This window comes from uncultured Endozoicomonas sp. (assembly GCF_947495845.1).
Taxonomy (GTDB): domain Bacteria; phylum Pseudomonadota; class Gammaproteobacteria; order Pseudomonadales; family Endozoicomonadaceae; genus Endozoicomonas.
Genome location: NZ_CANMAO010000004.1, coordinates 90,007 through 105,765 on the forward strand (window position 1 = coordinate 90,007; position 15,759 = coordinate 105,765).

16 protein-coding genes and 7 tRNA genes are annotated in these 15,759 nt (G+C 47.3%); 10 read left to right on the top strand and 13 right to left on the bottom strand.

Annotated elements, in window-relative coordinates:
• Positions 1 to 29: 29 nt before the first annotated feature.
• A complete protein-coding gene (gene ppc, locus Q1B11_RS04660) occupies positions 30 to 2,705 on the bottom strand; it encodes a phosphoenolpyruvate carboxylase (protein WP_299728354.1) in 2,676 nt (891 codons plus the stop codon).
• Positions 2,706 to 3,036: 331 nt separating this feature from the next.
• Between ppc and Q1B11_RS04665 the strand changes: the two genes are divergently transcribed.
• The 4 genes from Q1B11_RS04665 (at position 3,037) to Q1B11_RS04680 (ending at position 5,245) form a co-directional block, all read left to right on the top strand.
• Positions 3,037 to 3,732: a nucleoside recognition domain-containing protein gene (locus tag Q1B11_RS04665; protein ID WP_299728357.1), complete on the top strand. Its 696-nt coding sequence runs from the start codon at positions 3,037 to 3,039 to the stop codon at positions 3,730 to 3,732.
• A 2-nt stretch (positions 3,733 to 3,734) separates the two neighbouring features.
• Entirely contained in the window at positions 3,735 to 4,202 is a 468-nt protein-coding gene (locus tag Q1B11_RS04670; protein ID WP_067519466.1) for a YjiG family protein, read from the top strand.
• A gap of 81 nt (positions 4,203 to 4,283) precedes the next feature.
• Entirely contained in the window at positions 4,284 to 4,559 is a 276-nt protein-coding gene (locus tag Q1B11_RS04675) for a DUF406 family protein (protein ID WP_067587751.1), read from the top strand.
• A 59-nt stretch (positions 4,560 to 4,618) separates the two neighbouring features.
• Positions 4,619 to 5,245, top strand: coding sequence for a tRNA-uridine aminocarboxypropyltransferase (locus Q1B11_RS04680; protein ID WP_299728371.1), 627 nt, complete (start codon positions 4,619 to 4,621; stop codon positions 5,243 to 5,245).
• A 105-nt stretch (positions 5,246 to 5,350) separates the two neighbouring features.
• Here the strand turns inward: Q1B11_RS04680 and Q1B11_RS04685 are convergent, their stop codons facing one another.
• Complete coding sequence (locus tag Q1B11_RS04685) at positions 5,351 to 5,893, bottom strand: thioredoxin family protein (protein ID WP_299728374.1); 543 nt, start codon at positions 5,891 to 5,893, stop codon at positions 5,351 to 5,353.
• A 115-nt stretch (positions 5,894 to 6,008) separates the two neighbouring features.
• Between Q1B11_RS04685 and Q1B11_RS04690 the strand changes: the two genes are divergently transcribed.
• From Q1B11_RS04690 to Q1B11_RS04705, 4 genes are all read left to right on the top strand, one after another.
• Positions 6,009 to 6,608 carry a TetR/AcrR family transcriptional regulator gene (locus Q1B11_RS04690; RefSeq protein WP_299728377.1) on the top strand — a complete coding sequence of 200 codons (600 nt, stop codon included), beginning with the start codon at positions 6,009 to 6,011 and terminating at the stop codon, positions 6,606 to 6,608.
• Positions 6,608 to 7,531 (top strand): phosphatase PAP2 family protein, encoded by a 924-nt coding sequence (locus tag Q1B11_RS04695; protein ID WP_299728380.1) that lies wholly within the window; start codon positions 6,608 to 6,610, stop codon positions 7,529 to 7,531. Before Q1B11_RS04690 ends, Q1B11_RS04695 begins: the two co-directional genes overlap by 1 nt.
• A 69-nt stretch (positions 7,532 to 7,600) precedes the next feature.
• Positions 7,601 to 8,623, top strand: a complete 1,023-nt coding sequence (locus tag Q1B11_RS04700; RefSeq protein ID WP_299728383.1) for a nucleoid-associated protein — start codon at positions 7,601 to 7,603, stop codon at positions 8,621 to 8,623.
• Positions 8,624 to 8,848: 225 nt separating this feature from the next.
• Positions 8,849 to 9,619, top strand: coding sequence for a hypothetical protein (locus Q1B11_RS04705; RefSeq protein ID WP_299728386.1), 771 nt, complete (start codon positions 8,849 to 8,851; stop codon positions 9,617 to 9,619).
• A gap of 10 nt (positions 9,620 to 9,629) precedes the next feature.
• Here the strand turns inward: Q1B11_RS04705 and Q1B11_RS04710 are convergent, their stop codons facing one another.
• Complete coding sequence (locus Q1B11_RS04710) at positions 9,630 to 11,177, bottom strand: hypothetical protein (RefSeq protein ID WP_299728389.1); 1,548 nt, start codon at positions 11,175 to 11,177, stop codon at positions 9,630 to 9,632.
• A 74-nt stretch (positions 11,178 to 11,251) separates the two neighbouring features.
• On the bottom strand, positions 11,252 to 11,929 hold the full coding sequence (locus Q1B11_RS04715; RefSeq protein ID WP_299728392.1) for a hypothetical protein: 678 nt from the start codon (positions 11,927 to 11,929) through the stop codon (positions 11,252 to 11,254).
• A gap of 106 nt (positions 11,930 to 12,035) precedes the next feature.
• On the opposite strand from Q1B11_RS04715, the gene Q1B11_RS04720 reads away from it, so the two are divergent.
• Together Q1B11_RS04720 and Q1B11_RS04725 are read left to right on the top strand one after the other, a co-directional pair.
• Positions 12,036 to 12,251: a DUF3094 family protein gene (locus Q1B11_RS04720; protein ID WP_299728395.1), complete on the top strand. Its 216-nt coding sequence runs from the start codon at positions 12,036 to 12,038 to the stop codon at positions 12,249 to 12,251.
• 45 nt (positions 12,252 to 12,296) lie between these two features.
• Positions 12,297 to 13,610, top strand: a complete 1,314-nt coding sequence (locus Q1B11_RS04725) for an NAD(P)/FAD-dependent oxidoreductase (protein ID WP_299728398.1) — start codon at positions 12,297 to 12,299, stop codon at positions 13,608 to 13,610.
• Between the two features lie 65 nt (positions 13,611 to 13,675).
• On the opposite strand, the gene Q1B11_RS04730 is transcribed toward Q1B11_RS04725, so the two are convergent.
• From Q1B11_RS04730 to Q1B11_RS04770, 9 genes are all read right to left on the bottom strand, one after another.
• Positions 13,676 to 13,861, bottom strand: a complete 186-nt coding sequence (locus Q1B11_RS04730) for a hypothetical protein (RefSeq protein ID WP_299728401.1) — start codon at positions 13,859 to 13,861, stop codon at positions 13,676 to 13,678.
• 141 nt (positions 13,862 to 14,002) lie between these two features.
• Positions 14,003 to 14,078, bottom strand: a tRNA-Lys gene (locus tag Q1B11_RS04735).
• Between the two features lie 38 nt (positions 14,079 to 14,116).
• Positions 14,117 to 14,192 (bottom strand) — tRNA-Asn (locus Q1B11_RS04740).
• 53 nt (positions 14,193 to 14,245) lie between these two features.
• Positions 14,246 to 14,321: transfer RNA gene (locus Q1B11_RS04745), tRNA-Lys, on the bottom strand.
• A gap of 38 nt (positions 14,322 to 14,359) precedes the next feature.
• Positions 14,360 to 14,435, bottom strand: a tRNA-Asn gene (locus Q1B11_RS04750).
• A gap of 53 nt (positions 14,436 to 14,488) precedes the next feature.
• Positions 14,489 to 14,564 (bottom strand) — tRNA-Lys (locus Q1B11_RS04755).
• A 174-nt stretch (positions 14,565 to 14,738) separates the two neighbouring features.
• Positions 14,739 to 14,814, bottom strand: a tRNA-Lys gene (locus tag Q1B11_RS04760).
• A 38-nt stretch (positions 14,815 to 14,852) separates the two neighbouring features.
• Positions 14,853 to 14,928 (bottom strand) — tRNA-Asn (locus Q1B11_RS04765).
• A gap of 142 nt (positions 14,929 to 15,070) precedes the next feature.
• Complete coding sequence (locus tag Q1B11_RS04770; protein WP_299728404.1) at positions 15,071 to 15,673, bottom strand: peroxiredoxin; 603 nt, start codon at positions 15,671 to 15,673, stop codon at positions 15,071 to 15,073.
• Positions 15,674 to 15,759: the final 86 nt, after the last annotated feature.

A 15,759-nucleotide genomic window follows, 5' to 3' on the forward strand; every position in this document is an offset into this window, starting at 1 on the left:
AGATAGCCGGCCACTGAGAACATAAACCATCAGCCGGTATTGCGCATACCTGCAGCAATACCTGCCATGGTCACCATTAATGCCTGCTCAAGGGCTTCACTCAGCTTTTCATCTTCATCAGAGCTCTCAGCACGAACTCGCTGCAGCAATTCTGCCTGCAAGAAGTTAAGAGGGTCGGTATAAGGATTTCGCAGAGCAATGGCCTCCCGGGTCTGAGGGTTGCCAGACATCAGTTCATCGCCACCTTTTAAATCCAAAAGAATACCAATGGCATCAGACAACATGTGACGTAAACGTTCGCCAAGGTAACGAAGGTTTTCTGGCACCAGTTGATCTTCATAGTATTTCGCCAGCTGGGCATCGGTTTTCATAAACACCATTTCCAGCATATCCAGACGAGCCTTGAAGAATGGCCAGTTGGTCATCATATCTTCGATGACGCCCCGGTTATCTTTTTCGATGGCGGTCGCCAGCGCCTGACCACAGCCTAACCAGGTAGGCAACATCAGTCGTATCTGCGTCCAGGCGAAAATCCATGGAATAGCCCGCAGACTTTCCACACCACCGTTGGGTTTACGTTTTGCCGGGCGAGAACCCAGCGGTAACTTACCCAATTCCAGTTCAGGGGTAACGGCTCGGAAATAAGGCACAAAATCCGGCTCTTCCCGCACAATGCCACGGTAAACCTTCACGGAATCTTCAGAGAGCTGATCCATCACATCCCGCCATTCCTGCTTAGGCGTTGGTGGTGGTAATAGCGTGGCTTCCAATGTCGCACTGGCATAAAGCATCAAGCTTTGAACGGCGACCTGAGGGAAGCCAAACTTGAAGCGAATCATTTCTCCCTGTTCAGTGACTCGCAGGCGATTATTCACAGAACCCGGAGGCTGAGAAAGAATCGCCGCATGTGCAGGGCCGCCACCACGGCCAATGGTACCGCCACGGCCGTGGAACAGTGTCAAACGAACACCCGCTTCCGTACACTCTTTGGTGACCGCCTCCATGGCGCGATATTGCGCCCAGGCTGCCGCCATCCAGCCGGCATCTTTTGCCGAGTCGGAATAACCAATCATCACCATCTGGCCGCCGTGGCAATAGCCGCGGTACCACGGTAAAGACAACAGGTGACGGATACATTCCTGGGCGTTATCCAAGTCATCCAGCGTTTCAAACAGGGGTGCGATGGGTATATCAAAATCCACACCACACTCTTTTAATAACAGCGCCACTGCCAGCACATCCGATGGCTTTTTCGCCATGGATATCACGTAACAGTTCAGTGCTTTCGCACCTTCGGCGGCAACCACACGACAGGTATCCAGCACTTCCTGCACATCGGCACTGGGCTTCCAGTTGTGGGGTAACAGTGGTCTTGGATTTTGCAGTTCTTTCAACAGGAAGCTCTGGCGCTCCAGCTCTTCCCAGTGTTCATAGTCACCCAGGCCGAGTGATTTAGTCAGCTCACTAAACACCTGCGTATGACGGCTGGACTCCTGACGGATATCCAGCTTAATCAACGTTAAGCCAAAGCAATGAGCTCTGCGCAACACATCCAACAGTGGGCCATCAGCGATAATACCAAGGCCACAACTGTGCAGCGATTCATAGCAAAGGCGCAAAGGCTTGATCAGATCGTCGTTATCAAACAGCACGCCAGCCGTTGGTAACTCATTGGCACTGCCATGACGAGCCAGCGCCCGTTCGCACCACTGCCGGGTGTGTTTCAGTTTTTCCCGCAGGTCTTTCAAAACCTCCCAATACGGTTCCAGAGAATCCCCTGCCAACTCACGCAGCTCATCGCTGCAATCGTTCATGGAGAGTTCGCTGATCAGCGGTTTTAAATCACGGAGATATAAGTCAGCGGCCATCCAACGGCTGAGCAACAATACTTCCCGGGTCACTTCTGACGTGACAAATGGGTTGCCGTCACGATCACCACCCATCCAGGAAGAAAAGTGCACCGGCACTGCATCAATTGGCAGGCGCTCACCAGTAAACGACTGAAGCTGTTCATCCATTTTGCGGACAAACTGTGGCACTGCAGACCAGAGCGAGTGTTCTATAGTAGCAAAGCCGCCCTTCGCTTCGTCTACTGGTGTTGGGCGCTTACTGCGGAATTCCCATGTGTGCCACGCTTGTGTGATCAGCTGGCGAATACGACCTTCCACCCGTTGCTGTTCACGTTCTGCCAGAGAAGGGTTGTCCAACTCATCCAGACATTGAAAAATCTGTTCGTATTTTTGAATCAGTGTACGACGGGTTACTTCTGTCGGGTGTGCCGTCAGCACCACCTCGATATCCAGTTCTGCGGCCTTATCGGCAATTTGCTGATCAGAAAAGCCTTTTTGCTTGAGGGCTTTCAGGAGTTCCTGAAAATGATCCGGCACGCAATAACTGTCTTCACACTCCCGGGACACCAGGTTGTACTGTTCAGCAATGTTGGTGAGATTCAGAAAGTGGCTGAAAGAACGTACGACGGGGGTCAGTTCGTTATCGGGCAGTTCGTGGAGCAGCTCCAGCAGTGCCTGCTGATCGGCGTTTTCAGAAGCATCGTGGCCTTCATCACTTCTGGCCGCTTTTGATAGTTGACGAATCGCTTCGATCTTATTGAAAAAAGCATCGCCTTTATGATCCCGGATAACATCCCCGAGCAGGGTACCCAGCATATTGACGTTTCGGCGTAGCGATGACGGACTCTCTGACATAGTTACTCGCCTATAAGTAGTTTTTCTTAGACCGCAGCCTATAACAGAAATTCAACAGAAAAAAGCAAAATCGCCGCACCACGAAAAACACCAGATTTCAACAGAAAAGAAAGGACAAAAGTCTCAAAACCCATCACCGAACCTCCGATAACAACAGTCTTTTTCTACAATCGTCTGTGCTCACCTGCACTCACGCTATTTACCGAAACGATAGTGCGAAATACTACGACTAACCCTGATTCTAACTTCCCTCCCTCCTCTATAAGCTTTTGAATATTGTGGATAAAACCCTTATCTGCTGGTTTTAGAGTGAACATCCCAGGGGGGAATGATGAAAACTGATGACCAGGAAAAGGTTTCGATTGGAGCCTATATTGCGCTGGCATTTGCTGTCGTGTTTTTTTCCGGACTGCTTAAGTCCACAGAGTGGTATGGCGTCTTTGACTTCACCACCCTTAACGGTGGCTTTGGTAAAGTATTGAAAGATGCCACCGGCGGCTTAACGACATTCCGTGGTGCTGGCGGTAGCGGCGCAGCCGACGGCTTCATGTTTGCCCTGGGTCTGGTGCCAACTGCCATGTTCGCACTGGGCATGATCAGCGTTCTGGAACACTTTGGCGCTCTGAAAGCAGCACGTAAAATGCTGACACCGCTTCTGCGCCCTCTGATGGGTATTCCTGGCTCTACTGGCCTGGCCATCATTGGCAGCCTTCAGTCTACTGACGTTGGCGCCGGCATCACCAAGTCGCTGTCCGACGAAGGTGAACTGAACGACACCGAAAAAGACATTTTTACCGCATTCCAGTTCTCTGGTGGTGCACTGATTGTGAACTTCTTTGGCTCCGGTGCGATCCTGTTCACCCTGTCCGACACCACAGGCGCCGCGGTGCCTGGCTCTATCGGCTTGGCTCTGATCGTTATGTTCATCTTCAAAATCGTTGGTGCCAACGTCATGCGCTTCTACCTGAAGACCATCGACAAGAAAGCCACTAAAGAAGTTACAGCTCAAGCTGCGGAGGCGAAATAATCATGAGCGCTGCACCAGAAAGTAAGAAAATGATTACTGACGTCTTCGTTGAAGGCGCTCGTAAAGGCTGGGGCATTGGGATTGGCAGTATCATCCCTAACATCATGATGGCTTTTATTATCATCAAGATTCTGTCCCTGACCGGCGCTCTGAACCTGCTGGCTGTGGTTTTTGGCCCGGTGATGGCAGTCTTCGGTGTTCCTGGTGAAGGCGCTGCGGTTCTGATGGCTGCGGTTATGTCCATGGGCGGCGCTGTGGGTGTTGCGGTTGGCCTGCTGAACGAAGGTGCTCTACACGCTCGTGATATCGCTATTCTGGCACCTGCTATTTACCTGATGGGTTCTACCATTCAATACGCTGGCCGTATTCTGGGTGTTGTTGGTACTGATGGTCGTCGTTATCCGATCATGTTCGGCATCTGTATTATGAACGCCCTGATGGCGATGTTTGTGATGAATATTCTGGTGTAATTTTTTATACCTCGTTATCATCCAATCAATAATAAAAGCCGGGCTCACTGCCCGGCTTTGTTGTTTTTAAAGGTTAACATCATGCAAGATACTGACGAATTCGAAAGCATTGCCTGCAACTGTGTAGAAGTGGGCACCGTCATTCGCGAAGACGACACTGTACTGACCATCAACCTCTCCGGCGTGAATGCGCACTTTGAGCTGGAAGGCTTGAAAGTAGAAGCCGCTAAAATTGGTTCCGGAAACTGCAAAGTCACGTCTGAGACCATTGACGAAAGTGGTCAAACGATCATTCGCGCCATGTTTGATTTTGACTGCACCGCTGAAAAGCTGATTTTTCAAATGAAGCATGCTTGAATTGCAGCTTCTATCTGAGCAGTCATTTTTGACTGCTCACAGAAATAAAAAATACTATTATGCCCAGACCTACCTGCCCGCGCTGTACCCGACCGCTCAACCAGTGCTTCTGCCAATCACTTAGGGAAGAAACGGCCTGCATGGATCTGGTGATTCTCCAGCACCCAACAGAAACTCGACACCCACTGAATACCGCCCGCATTCTTGAATTGGGTATTAAGAATTGCTCCATTTTCATCGGAGAGAATTTCGAGGACAACGCTGAGCTGCAGGCCGCATTGAAAGGACGAAAAACATATCTGTTATTTCCGGGTGACGACGCAATCACCAGTGAAGAAGCCCTTGAGCAGGGGAAACCTGAGGTACTTATTGTTTTAGACGGTACGTGGCGCAAAGCCAGGAAAATCTATTTTACCAATCTCTGGCTACAGGCATTACCCTGCATAGCGTTGAAGGATTTACCCGCGTCTAACTATCGAATTCGTAAAGCACCGGGCAAGGAATCACTGTCGACGCTAGAAGCAACGGTGGCACTGCTGCGAGAAGCGGGTAATGATTCACAGGCTCATGAACCATTACTCAATGCGTTCGATCAAATGATCAATCAGCAAATCAGTGCCATGGGGCAAAGCACTTATCAGAAGAACTACTCGAAAAGCGACCCAACTAAGGGAAGTCGCATTTAAGAAAATACCAGCACCCTGTCATTCTCGCGAAGGCGGGAATCCACAGCGCCAGTGGATCTCCGCCTTCGCGGAGATGACGATGGCAGGATCTTCCCTTCCACTTCCCTAACGCCACTTGATATTACAGCCCATACTCGGTTGCTGATTCTGGTTGATCGGCTTACCTTTTAGCAACGCTGTCATGGCTTCTCTCAAATCACTGCCACTCACCGGTTTACCATTACCCGGCTTTGAATCATCAAAGCGACCTCGGTAAACACACTTTAGATCACCATCAAAAAGGAAAAAATCCGGCGTGCATTCCGCTTTATAGGCTTTTGCCACTTCCTGAGATTCATCATAGAGATAAGGGAAACCATACGGTTTTTCCGCCATCAGCTCTGGTCGATCCTGTGGATAGTTCTCAGCATCGTTGGCACTGATGGCAACAATGCCCAGCTCTGTACCATAAAACTCTTTACCAAGCGCCACCAGCGCTTGCTCAAGATGAATTACAAAAGGGCAGTGGTTGCAGATAAACATCACCAGAAGCCCTTTTTCTCCAGCCACATCCTGCAATTTTGTCGGTAAGCCTGATAACACATCGGTAAGCTCAAATGCTGGTGCAGAAAAACCCAGCTCAACCATGGAAGAGGGTGTTAGTGACATATTTGGCTCCTGCGTGCGGTATTTAGAAACTCTGCTATTTTATATCTGCATCTAAAAATAACACTGTAAACAACTTGCGGGTATCTCAGTGCCCAGCACCTGAGGAAAAGCAAGAATGGGCAGAACCTGCTGTATTGATCCTCCAACAGCCATCAATGCGGCACTGGATCAATTCTGGCTAATGGGGTTCTCTGCCTGCTCTCTCAAACAGTTAGAAGAAGCAACCGGGATGAACCCGGGCAGCCTTTATTATCACTTTAAAAATAAGGAACAACTGTATTTGAGTGCCCTGTCTTATTACATTGATGAGCACCTTCAACCGCGAGTGAGCAAGTATCTGCACGACGCCGTGTCTTTGATTCAGCTTCGTCGTTTTTTCACCTCTGGCTACCGCCATAAAACCGAATTCAATTACCGTAACTGCTGTTTTCTGGTCTCTGCCAGCCATGAGAAACACTTACTGCCTGATGAGTCTGAAGATTTGATGCATAAGGGCGTAACAGTACTCACTGATGGTTTTACCGCCGTGTTAAGTAAGCCCATGTTTTCTGACGCCCTTCCAAAGAATAGTATTGAACCCTATGCCCACCAGCTTTTAGGGCTTTATTTAAGCATTCAAGTGCTTGCAAGGTTTGATATTAACCAGCAATCCCTTGACCGTCAGGTCTGCCGATGTCTCCACTCACTTTTTCCAACGCATTTCCCGGAAAAATAATGTCTGATTCAAGCCAACTCATTGCCTTTCTGCAGGCTCACCTCAAACCCTTTGACGACGCACTTCGCATTATTTCTGAATGCGCCTATATCGAGTTCTATCTGCTCTTCTGCGCCATTCTTTTCTGGTGTGGGTGTACTGTGCTGGCAGCACGGCTGTCTTGTCTGACATTATTTAGTACTGCCATATTAACTGGTTTGAAGCAGTTTATTTTCTCATCCCGCCCTTATATGGACTATCCGGAGCTGTTCAATGGCTGGCGGGAAAATCAGTGGGGAATGCCTTCCGGGCACAGCCAAAATGCCATGGTGTTTTGGGGGGCTGCGGCGGTATCCATATCATCCAGACTTTTCCGGTTCGTTGCCATCTTACTTATTTTTACGATCGGTCTATCCAGGCTTTACCTGGGCGTCCACTATCTGTCACAGGTTCTTGTTGGTTTTTTGCTGGGGATGGTCATTATCGTTTTCAGTTACCGTTTTGAAACCCGGTTTTGTCGATGGATAACCCGGTTGTCATCATCCCGACAGCTCACACTGCTTTTTGCCCTGGTTCATCTACCATGTCTACTCACATTTTTAGTGCATGTTTTTTTAAATATTCAACCTGACGAATCACCCTCCTACCAACGCCTTTCCTTTTTTTCTGGTCTATTATTTGGCATTGTCATATCCCTGTTACCCATGCTCAGCAATAAGCTCTCACATCATCATGGAACCATTAAAAAACGACTGGCGACCAAAGTCTTTCCTGGCGTAATTTCTCTGTATGTCATCTGGCAATCGAAAAACTATCTTTCACCATTTATTCAGGATTTACCTCACTCTTTTCTTCAATATCTATTGTTCTGGTTATTAGGATTCTTCATTAGCCTGTGGGCATGTTGGATATGGCCAAAAATTCATCAGCGGCTCTTTAAATAATTGCCTTTAGTTGGGTAATTCGCTGTACCATAATGACAATAAACTATCTGAATAGCTTATCTGTAACCCATGAGTATTAAACAAATTATTGTTCACAAGCTGGATCACGGCCAAAGCGGCGACCAGCTTGAAGCCTTTCCGGCAACACAAAGCCTCAACGCATCACCCTCTCTCGAGCTGGTGCTAGATGACCTGCTACAAACCTACAACAAAAAGCAGGACAAGTGTTACGGCCAGTTTTCGGATCTCTCTGAAGAAGGCTTTCCAGCCACACTGAAGACCTATATCAGCCAATCTCCGGAAGCCAACACTGAAGAGCAGGCGACTGCATTTGCCACGCTCACATCATCTACGTTGACCCGTCTTTGTGAAGGTTTAAATGAAGCCGGCGCCATCAGTGGTGGCTATGTACTCTTTGCGGATTATCAGCAAGGGCTGACCCGTTACCTCATGCTCTGCATGCTCAGCAGCCAAAACAGCATTACGATTACTGACGACCTGACCATTCAGGACACCTCCTATCTGGACACCGCCCGCATGTCTCTGGCCTGCCGCCTGAACATAACAGACTGGGAGAAAAAGCCGGAAGCAGGGCGATACCTTTCCTTCCTTCGCCCGAAAGGCGGCAAACGGTTAAGCAATGTGTTTCAAGAAGTGATTGGCTGCAGCGAAACCAGCAGCAGTAAAGACGAAGCCAATACACTGATCAAAGCGGTGGAAGAGTACTGCCAGGAAGAGCCAGTCGCCGAAAATCGTACCGTGGTTAAACGTCAGGTTTATGATTATTGTCAGAATCGTCTGGATGAAGGGGAAAGCCTTTCCATGCAGGAGCTTACCGGCTATTTAAGCGAAGCCGGGCCGGATGAATTCGCCAAATTTGTGAATACCCGGGATTATGACATGGATAGCCCTATGTCACCCGAACGGCGTAAACTCACCCAACTGGTGCGATACACAGGAAGAAGTAAGGGGCTCAGCCTTTCCTTTGATGGTGAATTACTGGGCGGACAGATTCGCTACGATGAAGCCAATGACCAACTTATCATTACTGGCGTACCGGATAAGTTAAAAGAACAGTTAAAACAGTCGTAACAGTTAGTTAGACGATTACTTCCACGGTTTAGGGAAGTGGCATTTAAGAAAACACCAGCACCCCGTCATTCTCGCGAAGGCGGGAATCCACAACGACAGTGGATCTCCGCCTTCGCGGAGATGACGATGGTATGATCTTCCCTTCCACTTCCCTTAGTACAAAACTCAGCTGTAACCATGGACGGTTACAGTCAGTACAAAAGCCGATGACGACACGGACTTCACATGACCTTCAAATCCACTCACTTTTTTGCTGTGCTTTTCTTGCTGTTTAGCGTCAATGTGAAATCCGATAACGCCTCAATTACACTCTCGGCACAACAGCTGCTTCACCGGGAAATAGAGCTGAGCGAAGTAATCTCTCACGTTTATCTATTGCAGCTGAATTTTCTGGATCAAGATATCAAAGAGGCACTTCAACAAGCTCAGCAGACTCTGGATAATGGCATACGCGCACTCCCCCAAGAGATAGAGAATCAAAGTCTTAACGCACAACTGAAAAACATTAAATCTCTGTGGCTGGCAGCCAGTAATCACCTGGACTGGTTAAGCACTTTACCATCTGGATCAAACTCACCGAACATGAATACATTGATGAGCTTTCTGGTCAGGATGAATCATCAATTTTTGATCATGCGACAGCGGCTCACCGGAGGGCAGCCAAGCTACCCTTTTCTTGAACAGGCATTATTGATTCAACAACTCACCCGAGATTATCTGGCGATGCTGGTTGCTGAGAAAAAAGGTGAGAATATTGATAACAATCAACTTAGAATTAATGCCATGGTTAGGCGTTTTGATCAAAAGCTCAATAGCTTTGAATTGGCTCTAGCTCAACACACCCATGCTGGGAAACCAATTCAGGAAGCTATATATACTTGGCAATACATTCGCAAGCAGTTTGATGGTGTTCGCCGCACTCCATTACCTGAGTTGATGATTCGTTACACAAATAGTGTTACCAACAAACTCCATTCATTGCACAGGATGTTTTAACCCGGAAATATCAAACACTGGTAGTTACTCTTTGCTTCGTTGACCTGGGTTCAAGTAACAATCCTCCCTCGCCGCCATCGTTAAGGGTATCATTCTTCGGAATTTTAAGAACAACCTGATTCTTATTATTTCTGCCAAGGGTAAAATTTTTCTCATCCACATGAATAAGACTTTGAATAACATTCTGCAACTCTTCTTTTTTGATTTCCGACAAATCTACTGTATTAATCACGATCTGATAGCCACGCTTATTTTCACGGCACTTGCTTGGACAAAAGCTTTTAACCATATAAGTCGCAGTACACAGTGAGAGTGCACCTACAATGCTATAAATAAGAATCCTTAAGTCACTAAAAAGTTGCTTTACTTCTTGATCGATAATACTCTTCATTCCTTTTTTTAGATCATTAACTATTGTCTCAATAGTTAATGATCCATTTTTAATTGCCTGTCGAGCATCTCCTATTAACCCCTCTACTTCAGGCGTTAAATCAGCGATTTTACCCTGTAACAATATTATTGAATCTTCCAGATTTTCAGTCTTATTCATAAGAGATTTCGTGGAATTAAACAGATGATTCGCATGTTCCAATGTCCCCTGCAATTCATCCATCGTCTCGACAACTTCTGGCGTGGCTGCAGCCAGAGACTTCAGCATAGCCGTGGTTGCGCTTGCCACACCACTGTACTCTTCCAATGTCTGTTCTATTTTTGGTGCCATCTTTTGAAAGATAACAGTCACGTTAACAAAAGAGTCAACCACCTTATTTATATTGGGACCTAATCGGGTAATAACAGCATCAAGAGTATTTGTCACCTCATTCATGAGCTTAGTTTCATCAATACTTAAAAAGCCTCTTTTAGCTCGCCTGAGCGGCTCTTCACTTCCTGTTGGACCATCAGAATTTGACTGACTCCCCAAGCCCATACAACTCTCATTTAAAGACGCTATATTCTGGCTGCACACTTCTAACTGCATCGCAAGGTCCGAAGCTGTCCTTTGGTCCTCTTTCCCCAATAAATCCTGCGTACCATTGTTATGACCCAACGCATCAAAACATTTTCTCAACTGTCTCAAATCCTCAACGTACAGGTGCTTTCCAGCAACCTCCGAGACAGACGAACTATTCACCTTATTACTCAGCATTTTCTGGCAGGCCTGAGGAAGTAAAGATAGTGATGGCTGGCCTGCCTTTGGAGATATTACTGTTTCAGCTTTTGATGATCTGTGCATCGGCGTTGCTGACTTTGACAAATGTTGTTTCGTGCCATTTTCCTTATTTTGAGTGGGATCAACACGTTCACGAACCTTAACCCTGCGCTGTGCAACCAGCGATTTGCTGTGTTTCACTGATTCACCGGCTCCTTTACGCATTGCATCGTGAGTCTTGGCACCTTCAGTAACAATCACTCCTCGCCCTGCGCTATTTCTCTTCGCTGTTCTTGTATTATGCGTAACGTTTGTCAGTACCGTTACTACAAGCATAGTTGAATGAGCTGAGGTTCCGTTTGAAGTTCCGTTTGAAGTTCCGTTTGAAGTCCTGTTTGAGAACTGCATCTGTCGACACCATTACTACCACAAACACACAATATAGTAGCTACACCAGACCCCCACATGATTAAGCATTGGTATTATACCCGCTCCTGAATAAACACCTCTGCTTCCCCCCACTCGAACTGAGCAGAAAACTGATCGGTTACCACAAACGTTTCCTGCTCTGCGAAGTCAGTGAGCGGATAGCTGATAGTGATTAATCGAACACCCTGAGGAAGTTCAGCCAAACGCTCAGCCAATTCAGTGATGACAGCATCCTCAAGATTTGAGCCGTATAGATAGACAACAGTCGCCTCTGATAGCGATGTTTGAAGATAATTCTCACAGCGTACGCTGACAGCACTTAACCCCATACGCTTCACAGTTCTAAGCAAGCGCCAGCAAAACAAAGGGACCTGCTCCACAGCGGTGACACGACATTTTTTAACGCCATGCAACCAAATAGCCGTAAAACCACTGCCAGCACCGAGTTCAAAGACATGATCTGCAGCCTTCACAGATGAACGTTCAGCTATCTGCTCCAGCGTTTCCAGTGGTGTTTCACCATAGACGTATAAGTCAGCTGCTTGTTGTTGCCGCTGGTAGCGGCGGCTCACTGCGTAGGGGCTGTCCAGAAGGTAACTCAGTTTCAGCCAGAGCCAGGGCAGTAAAAATCGGAGATGAATTCCATAACGCGCAAATTCGCCAGCCCCTCGATACCATTGATAAAACCATTGCTTAATTGCAAGGCTAATCACATCCCTGTTGAGCTTCACATTTAATTCCACAATTTTGAGGCGTATTATTTTTATACCGGAGCACACCTCTTTCCGCCAGCCATAGAATATACTATGTTGGTTGTGCCACAAGGGAGTTATCAGTATGTGTTCAGATACAGCAAAGCCTTTGACTAACAATAATAATGGCCGACTCTACCCTGAAGATCAGGCCGTAGTGGATGAATATTTGCAGACCGGCATTAATGAAGTGGAGCGACCACCGTTCAAACCGTTGCGCCTCATGTTTTGGTTGACCGTCATTATCCTGCTGCTTGGCGGGTTGAGTCAGTTTATTGGTTACCTGATTATTCCATCCTGATTCGACGTAGACCTATCAAAAACAAAAATAATTGCTGGAGCAACGGTGAAACAGAAGAAGCATAAAATCGTGATCGTAGGTGGCGGTGCCGGTGGCCTTGAACTGGCTACTCGGCTTGGTAATAAGCTGGGCAAGAAAGGCCTGGCGGATATCACGTTGGTGGATGCACAGAACACTCATTTCTGGAAACCTCTCCTCCACGAAGTGGCGGCCGGATCGCTCAACGCCTTCGAAGATGAACTCAGTTATCTGGCCCAAGCCAAATGGAATCATTTCCGTTTTATTCCCGGGCGAATGGCGAGTTTAAACCGGGGCGATAAGTCCATCAGTCTCAGCCCTATTGTTGATGAACAAAACCGTCAGGTCGTGCCTGCCAGAACGCTGGAATACGACCAACTGGTTATATCTGTTGGCAGTACGGCCAACGATTTCAATACAGCGGGTGCAAAAGAACACTGCCTTTTCCTTGATAACCGGAAACAGGCTGAGCGAATTCATACGACGCTTATCAATCATTATCAGCACGCCCAGGCCTGTGGAGATAATGTATCAAAACTTCGTATTGCCATTATCGGTGCAGGCGCCACGGGTGTAGAACTCGCGGCTGAACTGCACTATGCCGCCATTGAACTGGCTCATTACGGCCTTGATGCTATTAAGCCGGAAAACCTGGAAGTGACCATTATTGAGGGTGGGGAAAGAATTCTGCCTGCGCTGCCGGAGCGCATCAGCAGCAGTGTTCACAAGCAGCTGCTGAAGATGGGCATTCGGGTAATGACCGGGCAGCTGGTCAGCGAGATTAAATCTAATGGCCTGCTTACTCGAGATGAAGAGTTCATTGAGTCCGATATTCGCATCTGGGCAGCGGGCATCAAAGCACCGGAATTCCTTAACCAGATCGCGGGGCTTGAGAGTAATCGCATCAACCAGCTAATCGTCAAGCCAACTCTACAGACCACGCAGGATGACCAGATTTACGCCATGGGCGATTGTGCAAGCTGCACACTGACCAATAACGGCGAAAGCGTTACCATTCCACCCAGAGCGCAGGCTGCCCATCAGCAAGCCTCTCTTTTGGCTAAAAGCCTGATCAGCCAAGTGAAGGATGGCAACCAACCTCTGGAGTTTAACTATAAGGATTACGGTTCACTGATTTCCCTGAGTCGTTTTAGTGCCGTGGGCAACCTTATGGGCGCCATTACCGGTGATATGATGATTGAGGGAACGCTGGCCAAGTGGTTTTACATCAGCCTTTACCGAATGCACCAGATGACACTGTTTGGCAAATTTAGAACGGGGACGTTAATCTTGAAAGATCTGATTATTAGAACCACCAGACCTCAGCTGAAACTGCACTAAAGAACTGTCTCGAAATAAGATCCACATTTACTGCGGCCTTGAAACCTCGTTGAAACCGTTGCCCGTTATCCGTATTCCGCAAAAGCTCGAGTGACTCCAGCTTTTCGGACAACGGACAACGTTAATTGAAATGTGGAGTTAGGGTTGGAGTAGTTAGAAAAATACCAGACAATCCGCTCATCCTGAGCCTGTCGAAGGATGATAGCACTGCACTTCGACAAGCTCAGTGCGAACGGTGGTATGTTTTTCAATGCCACTTCCCTTATTTCAGGACTAATTCTAATTATAAAAACTGCTGATAAAAAAAGCCGCTGACAAAAAAGGTTGTCAACGGCTATATAAACAAAACACACGCTCAATTCTTTGCCAGATCGTTTTCGATAAGGCGAAAATGGTGGGTCGTGAAGGATTCGAACCTTCGACCAATTGGTTAAAAGCCAACTGCTCTACCAACTGAGCTAACGACCCGTTTCTTCAAACCTTTCGCAAAGGCTTAAAGAGTAAAATGGCTCCCCGAGCTGGACTCGAACCAGCGACCCAATGATTAACAGTCATTTGCTCTACCAACTGAGCTATCAGGGAACTACACGACAGTTTTAATGCACCGCCAAGCATTTTGAACTCGTATCTTAAAATGGTGGGTCGTGAAGGATTCGAACCTTCGACCAATTGGTTAAAAGCCAACTGCTCTACCAACTGAGCTAACGACCCGTTTCTTCAAACCTTTCGCAAAGGCTTAAAGAGTAAAATGGCTCCCCGAGCTGGACTCGAACCAGCGACCCAATGATTAACAGTCATTTGCTCTACCAACTGAGCTATCAGGGAACTACGCGACAGTTTTAATGCACCGTCTAGCATTTTGAACACACATCTAAAAATGGTGGGTCGTGAAGGATTCGAACCTTCGACCAATTGGTTAAAAGCCAACTGCTCTACCAACTGAGCTAACGACCCTTGAAACTGTTTTAATCTTCACGCATTCAACGTGAATCAACTCGTTTTATCACCAACACTTCTGTCAGGATAAAAAAACCGCCGATGCTCTGGCGGTTTATTTTGTAGCCACTGCTACACTCTACTATTACTGGCTACTTTCTATTACTTGCCTGTAACTTTCTTTAACGAAAGTGGTGGGTCGTGAAGGATTCGAACCTTCGACCAATTGGTTAAAAGCCAACTGCTCTACCAACTGAGCTAACGACCCATATCTTCAAATCTTACGCAAAGAATCAAAGAAAATATTGGCTCCCCGAGCTGGACTCGAACCAGCGACCCAATGATTAACAGTCATTTGCTCTACCAACTGAGCTATCAGGGAACAGCGTTTGGAAGCGATGTTTCGTCGCCAACCAACGGCAGCGAATATTAAGGTTATTTCGCTGAGAGTCAAGCCTTCTTCAACAAAAAATTCATAAAGAAAAAAGCTGCCAACACAGCTTTTTTCTCAATACGCCAGTTACTTACAGGTTATCAGCGCTGTCTGACAGGTATTTTGCCACACCATCAGGAGACGCTGTCATGCCTTTGTCGCCTTTGTTCCAGCCTGCTGGGCAAACTTCACCGTGCTCTTCATGGAACTGCAGGGCATCCACCAGACGAATCAATTCATCCATGTTACGACCCAGAGGCAAATCATTCACAATCTGAGAGCGAACAACACCTTCTTTGTCGATCAGGAATGCACCACGGAATGCAACACCGCCATCAGACTCAACATCGTATGACTTACAGATGTCGTGTGTCATATCAGCAGCCAGCGTGTATTTCACTGGACCAATACCGCCGGCATTAACCGGTGTGTTACGCCAGGCGTTATGAGTAAAGTGAGAATCAATGGAGACGCCAATCACTTCCACACCGCGCTCTTTGAAAGCATCCATACGATGATCAAGGGCGATCAGTTCCGAAGGGCAGACAAAGGTGAAATCCAGAGGATAGAAAAAAATCAGTCCATACTTACCGCGAATCGTTTCAGACAGAGAAAACGCATCAACGATAGAGCCATCGCCCAGAACGGCTGGAACCGTGAAGTCAGGTGCTTTTTTACCGACTAGAACGCCCATATTTTTATCTCCAGATAGGGTGCAAAGATATGCGCTTCATACGGCAGTACTATCTAACCTTCCATGCAGAGCGCACTATGAAAAAC

Excerpts from the sequence above, each read along its gene's own strand:
- Q1B11_RS04710 (WP_299728389.1), bottom strand. The coding sequence starts at position 11,177 with ATGCAGTTCTCAAACAGGACTTCAAACGGAACTTCAAACGGAACTTCA.
- Q1B11_RS04675 (WP_067587751.1), top strand. The coding sequence starts at position 4,284 with ATGCAAGATACTGACGAATTCGAAAGCATTGCCTGCAACTGTGTAGAA.
- ppc (WP_299728354.1), bottom strand. The coding sequence starts at position 2,705 with ATGTCAGAGAGTCCGTCATCGCTACGCCGAAACGTCAATATGCTGGGT.
- Q1B11_RS04700 (WP_299728383.1), top strand. The coding sequence starts at position 7,601 with ATGAGTATTAAACAAATTATTGTTCACAAGCTGGATCACGGCCAAAGC.
- Q1B11_RS04680 (WP_299728371.1), top strand. The coding sequence starts at position 4,619 with ATGCCCAGACCTACCTGCCCGCGCTGTACCCGACCGCTCAACCAGTGC.
- Q1B11_RS04720 (WP_299728395.1), top strand. The coding sequence starts at position 12,036 with ATGTGTTCAGATACAGCAAAGCCTTTGACTAACAATAATAATGGCCGA.
- Q1B11_RS04670 (WP_067519466.1), top strand. The coding sequence starts at position 3,735 with ATGAGCGCTGCACCAGAAAGTAAGAAAATGATTACTGACGTCTTCGTT.
- Q1B11_RS04770 (WP_299728404.1), bottom strand. The coding sequence starts at position 15,673 with ATGGGCGTTCTAGTCGGTAAAAAAGCACCTGACTTCACGGTTCCAGCC.
- Q1B11_RS04665 (WP_299728357.1), top strand. The coding sequence starts at position 3,037 with ATGAAAACTGATGACCAGGAAAAGGTTTCGATTGGAGCCTATATTGCG.
- Q1B11_RS04690 (WP_299728377.1), top strand. The coding sequence starts at position 6,009 with ATGGGCAGAACCTGCTGTATTGATCCTCCAACAGCCATCAATGCGGCA.
- Q1B11_RS04705 (WP_299728386.1), top strand. The coding sequence starts at position 8,849 with ATGACCTTCAAATCCACTCACTTTTTTGCTGTGCTTTTCTTGCTGTTT.
- Q1B11_RS04695 (WP_299728380.1), top strand. The coding sequence starts at position 6,608 with ATGTCTGATTCAAGCCAACTCATTGCCTTTCTGCAGGCTCACCTCAAA.
- Q1B11_RS04685 (WP_299728374.1), bottom strand. The coding sequence starts at position 5,893 with ATGTCACTAACACCCTCTTCCATGGTTGAGCTGGGTTTTTCTGCACCA.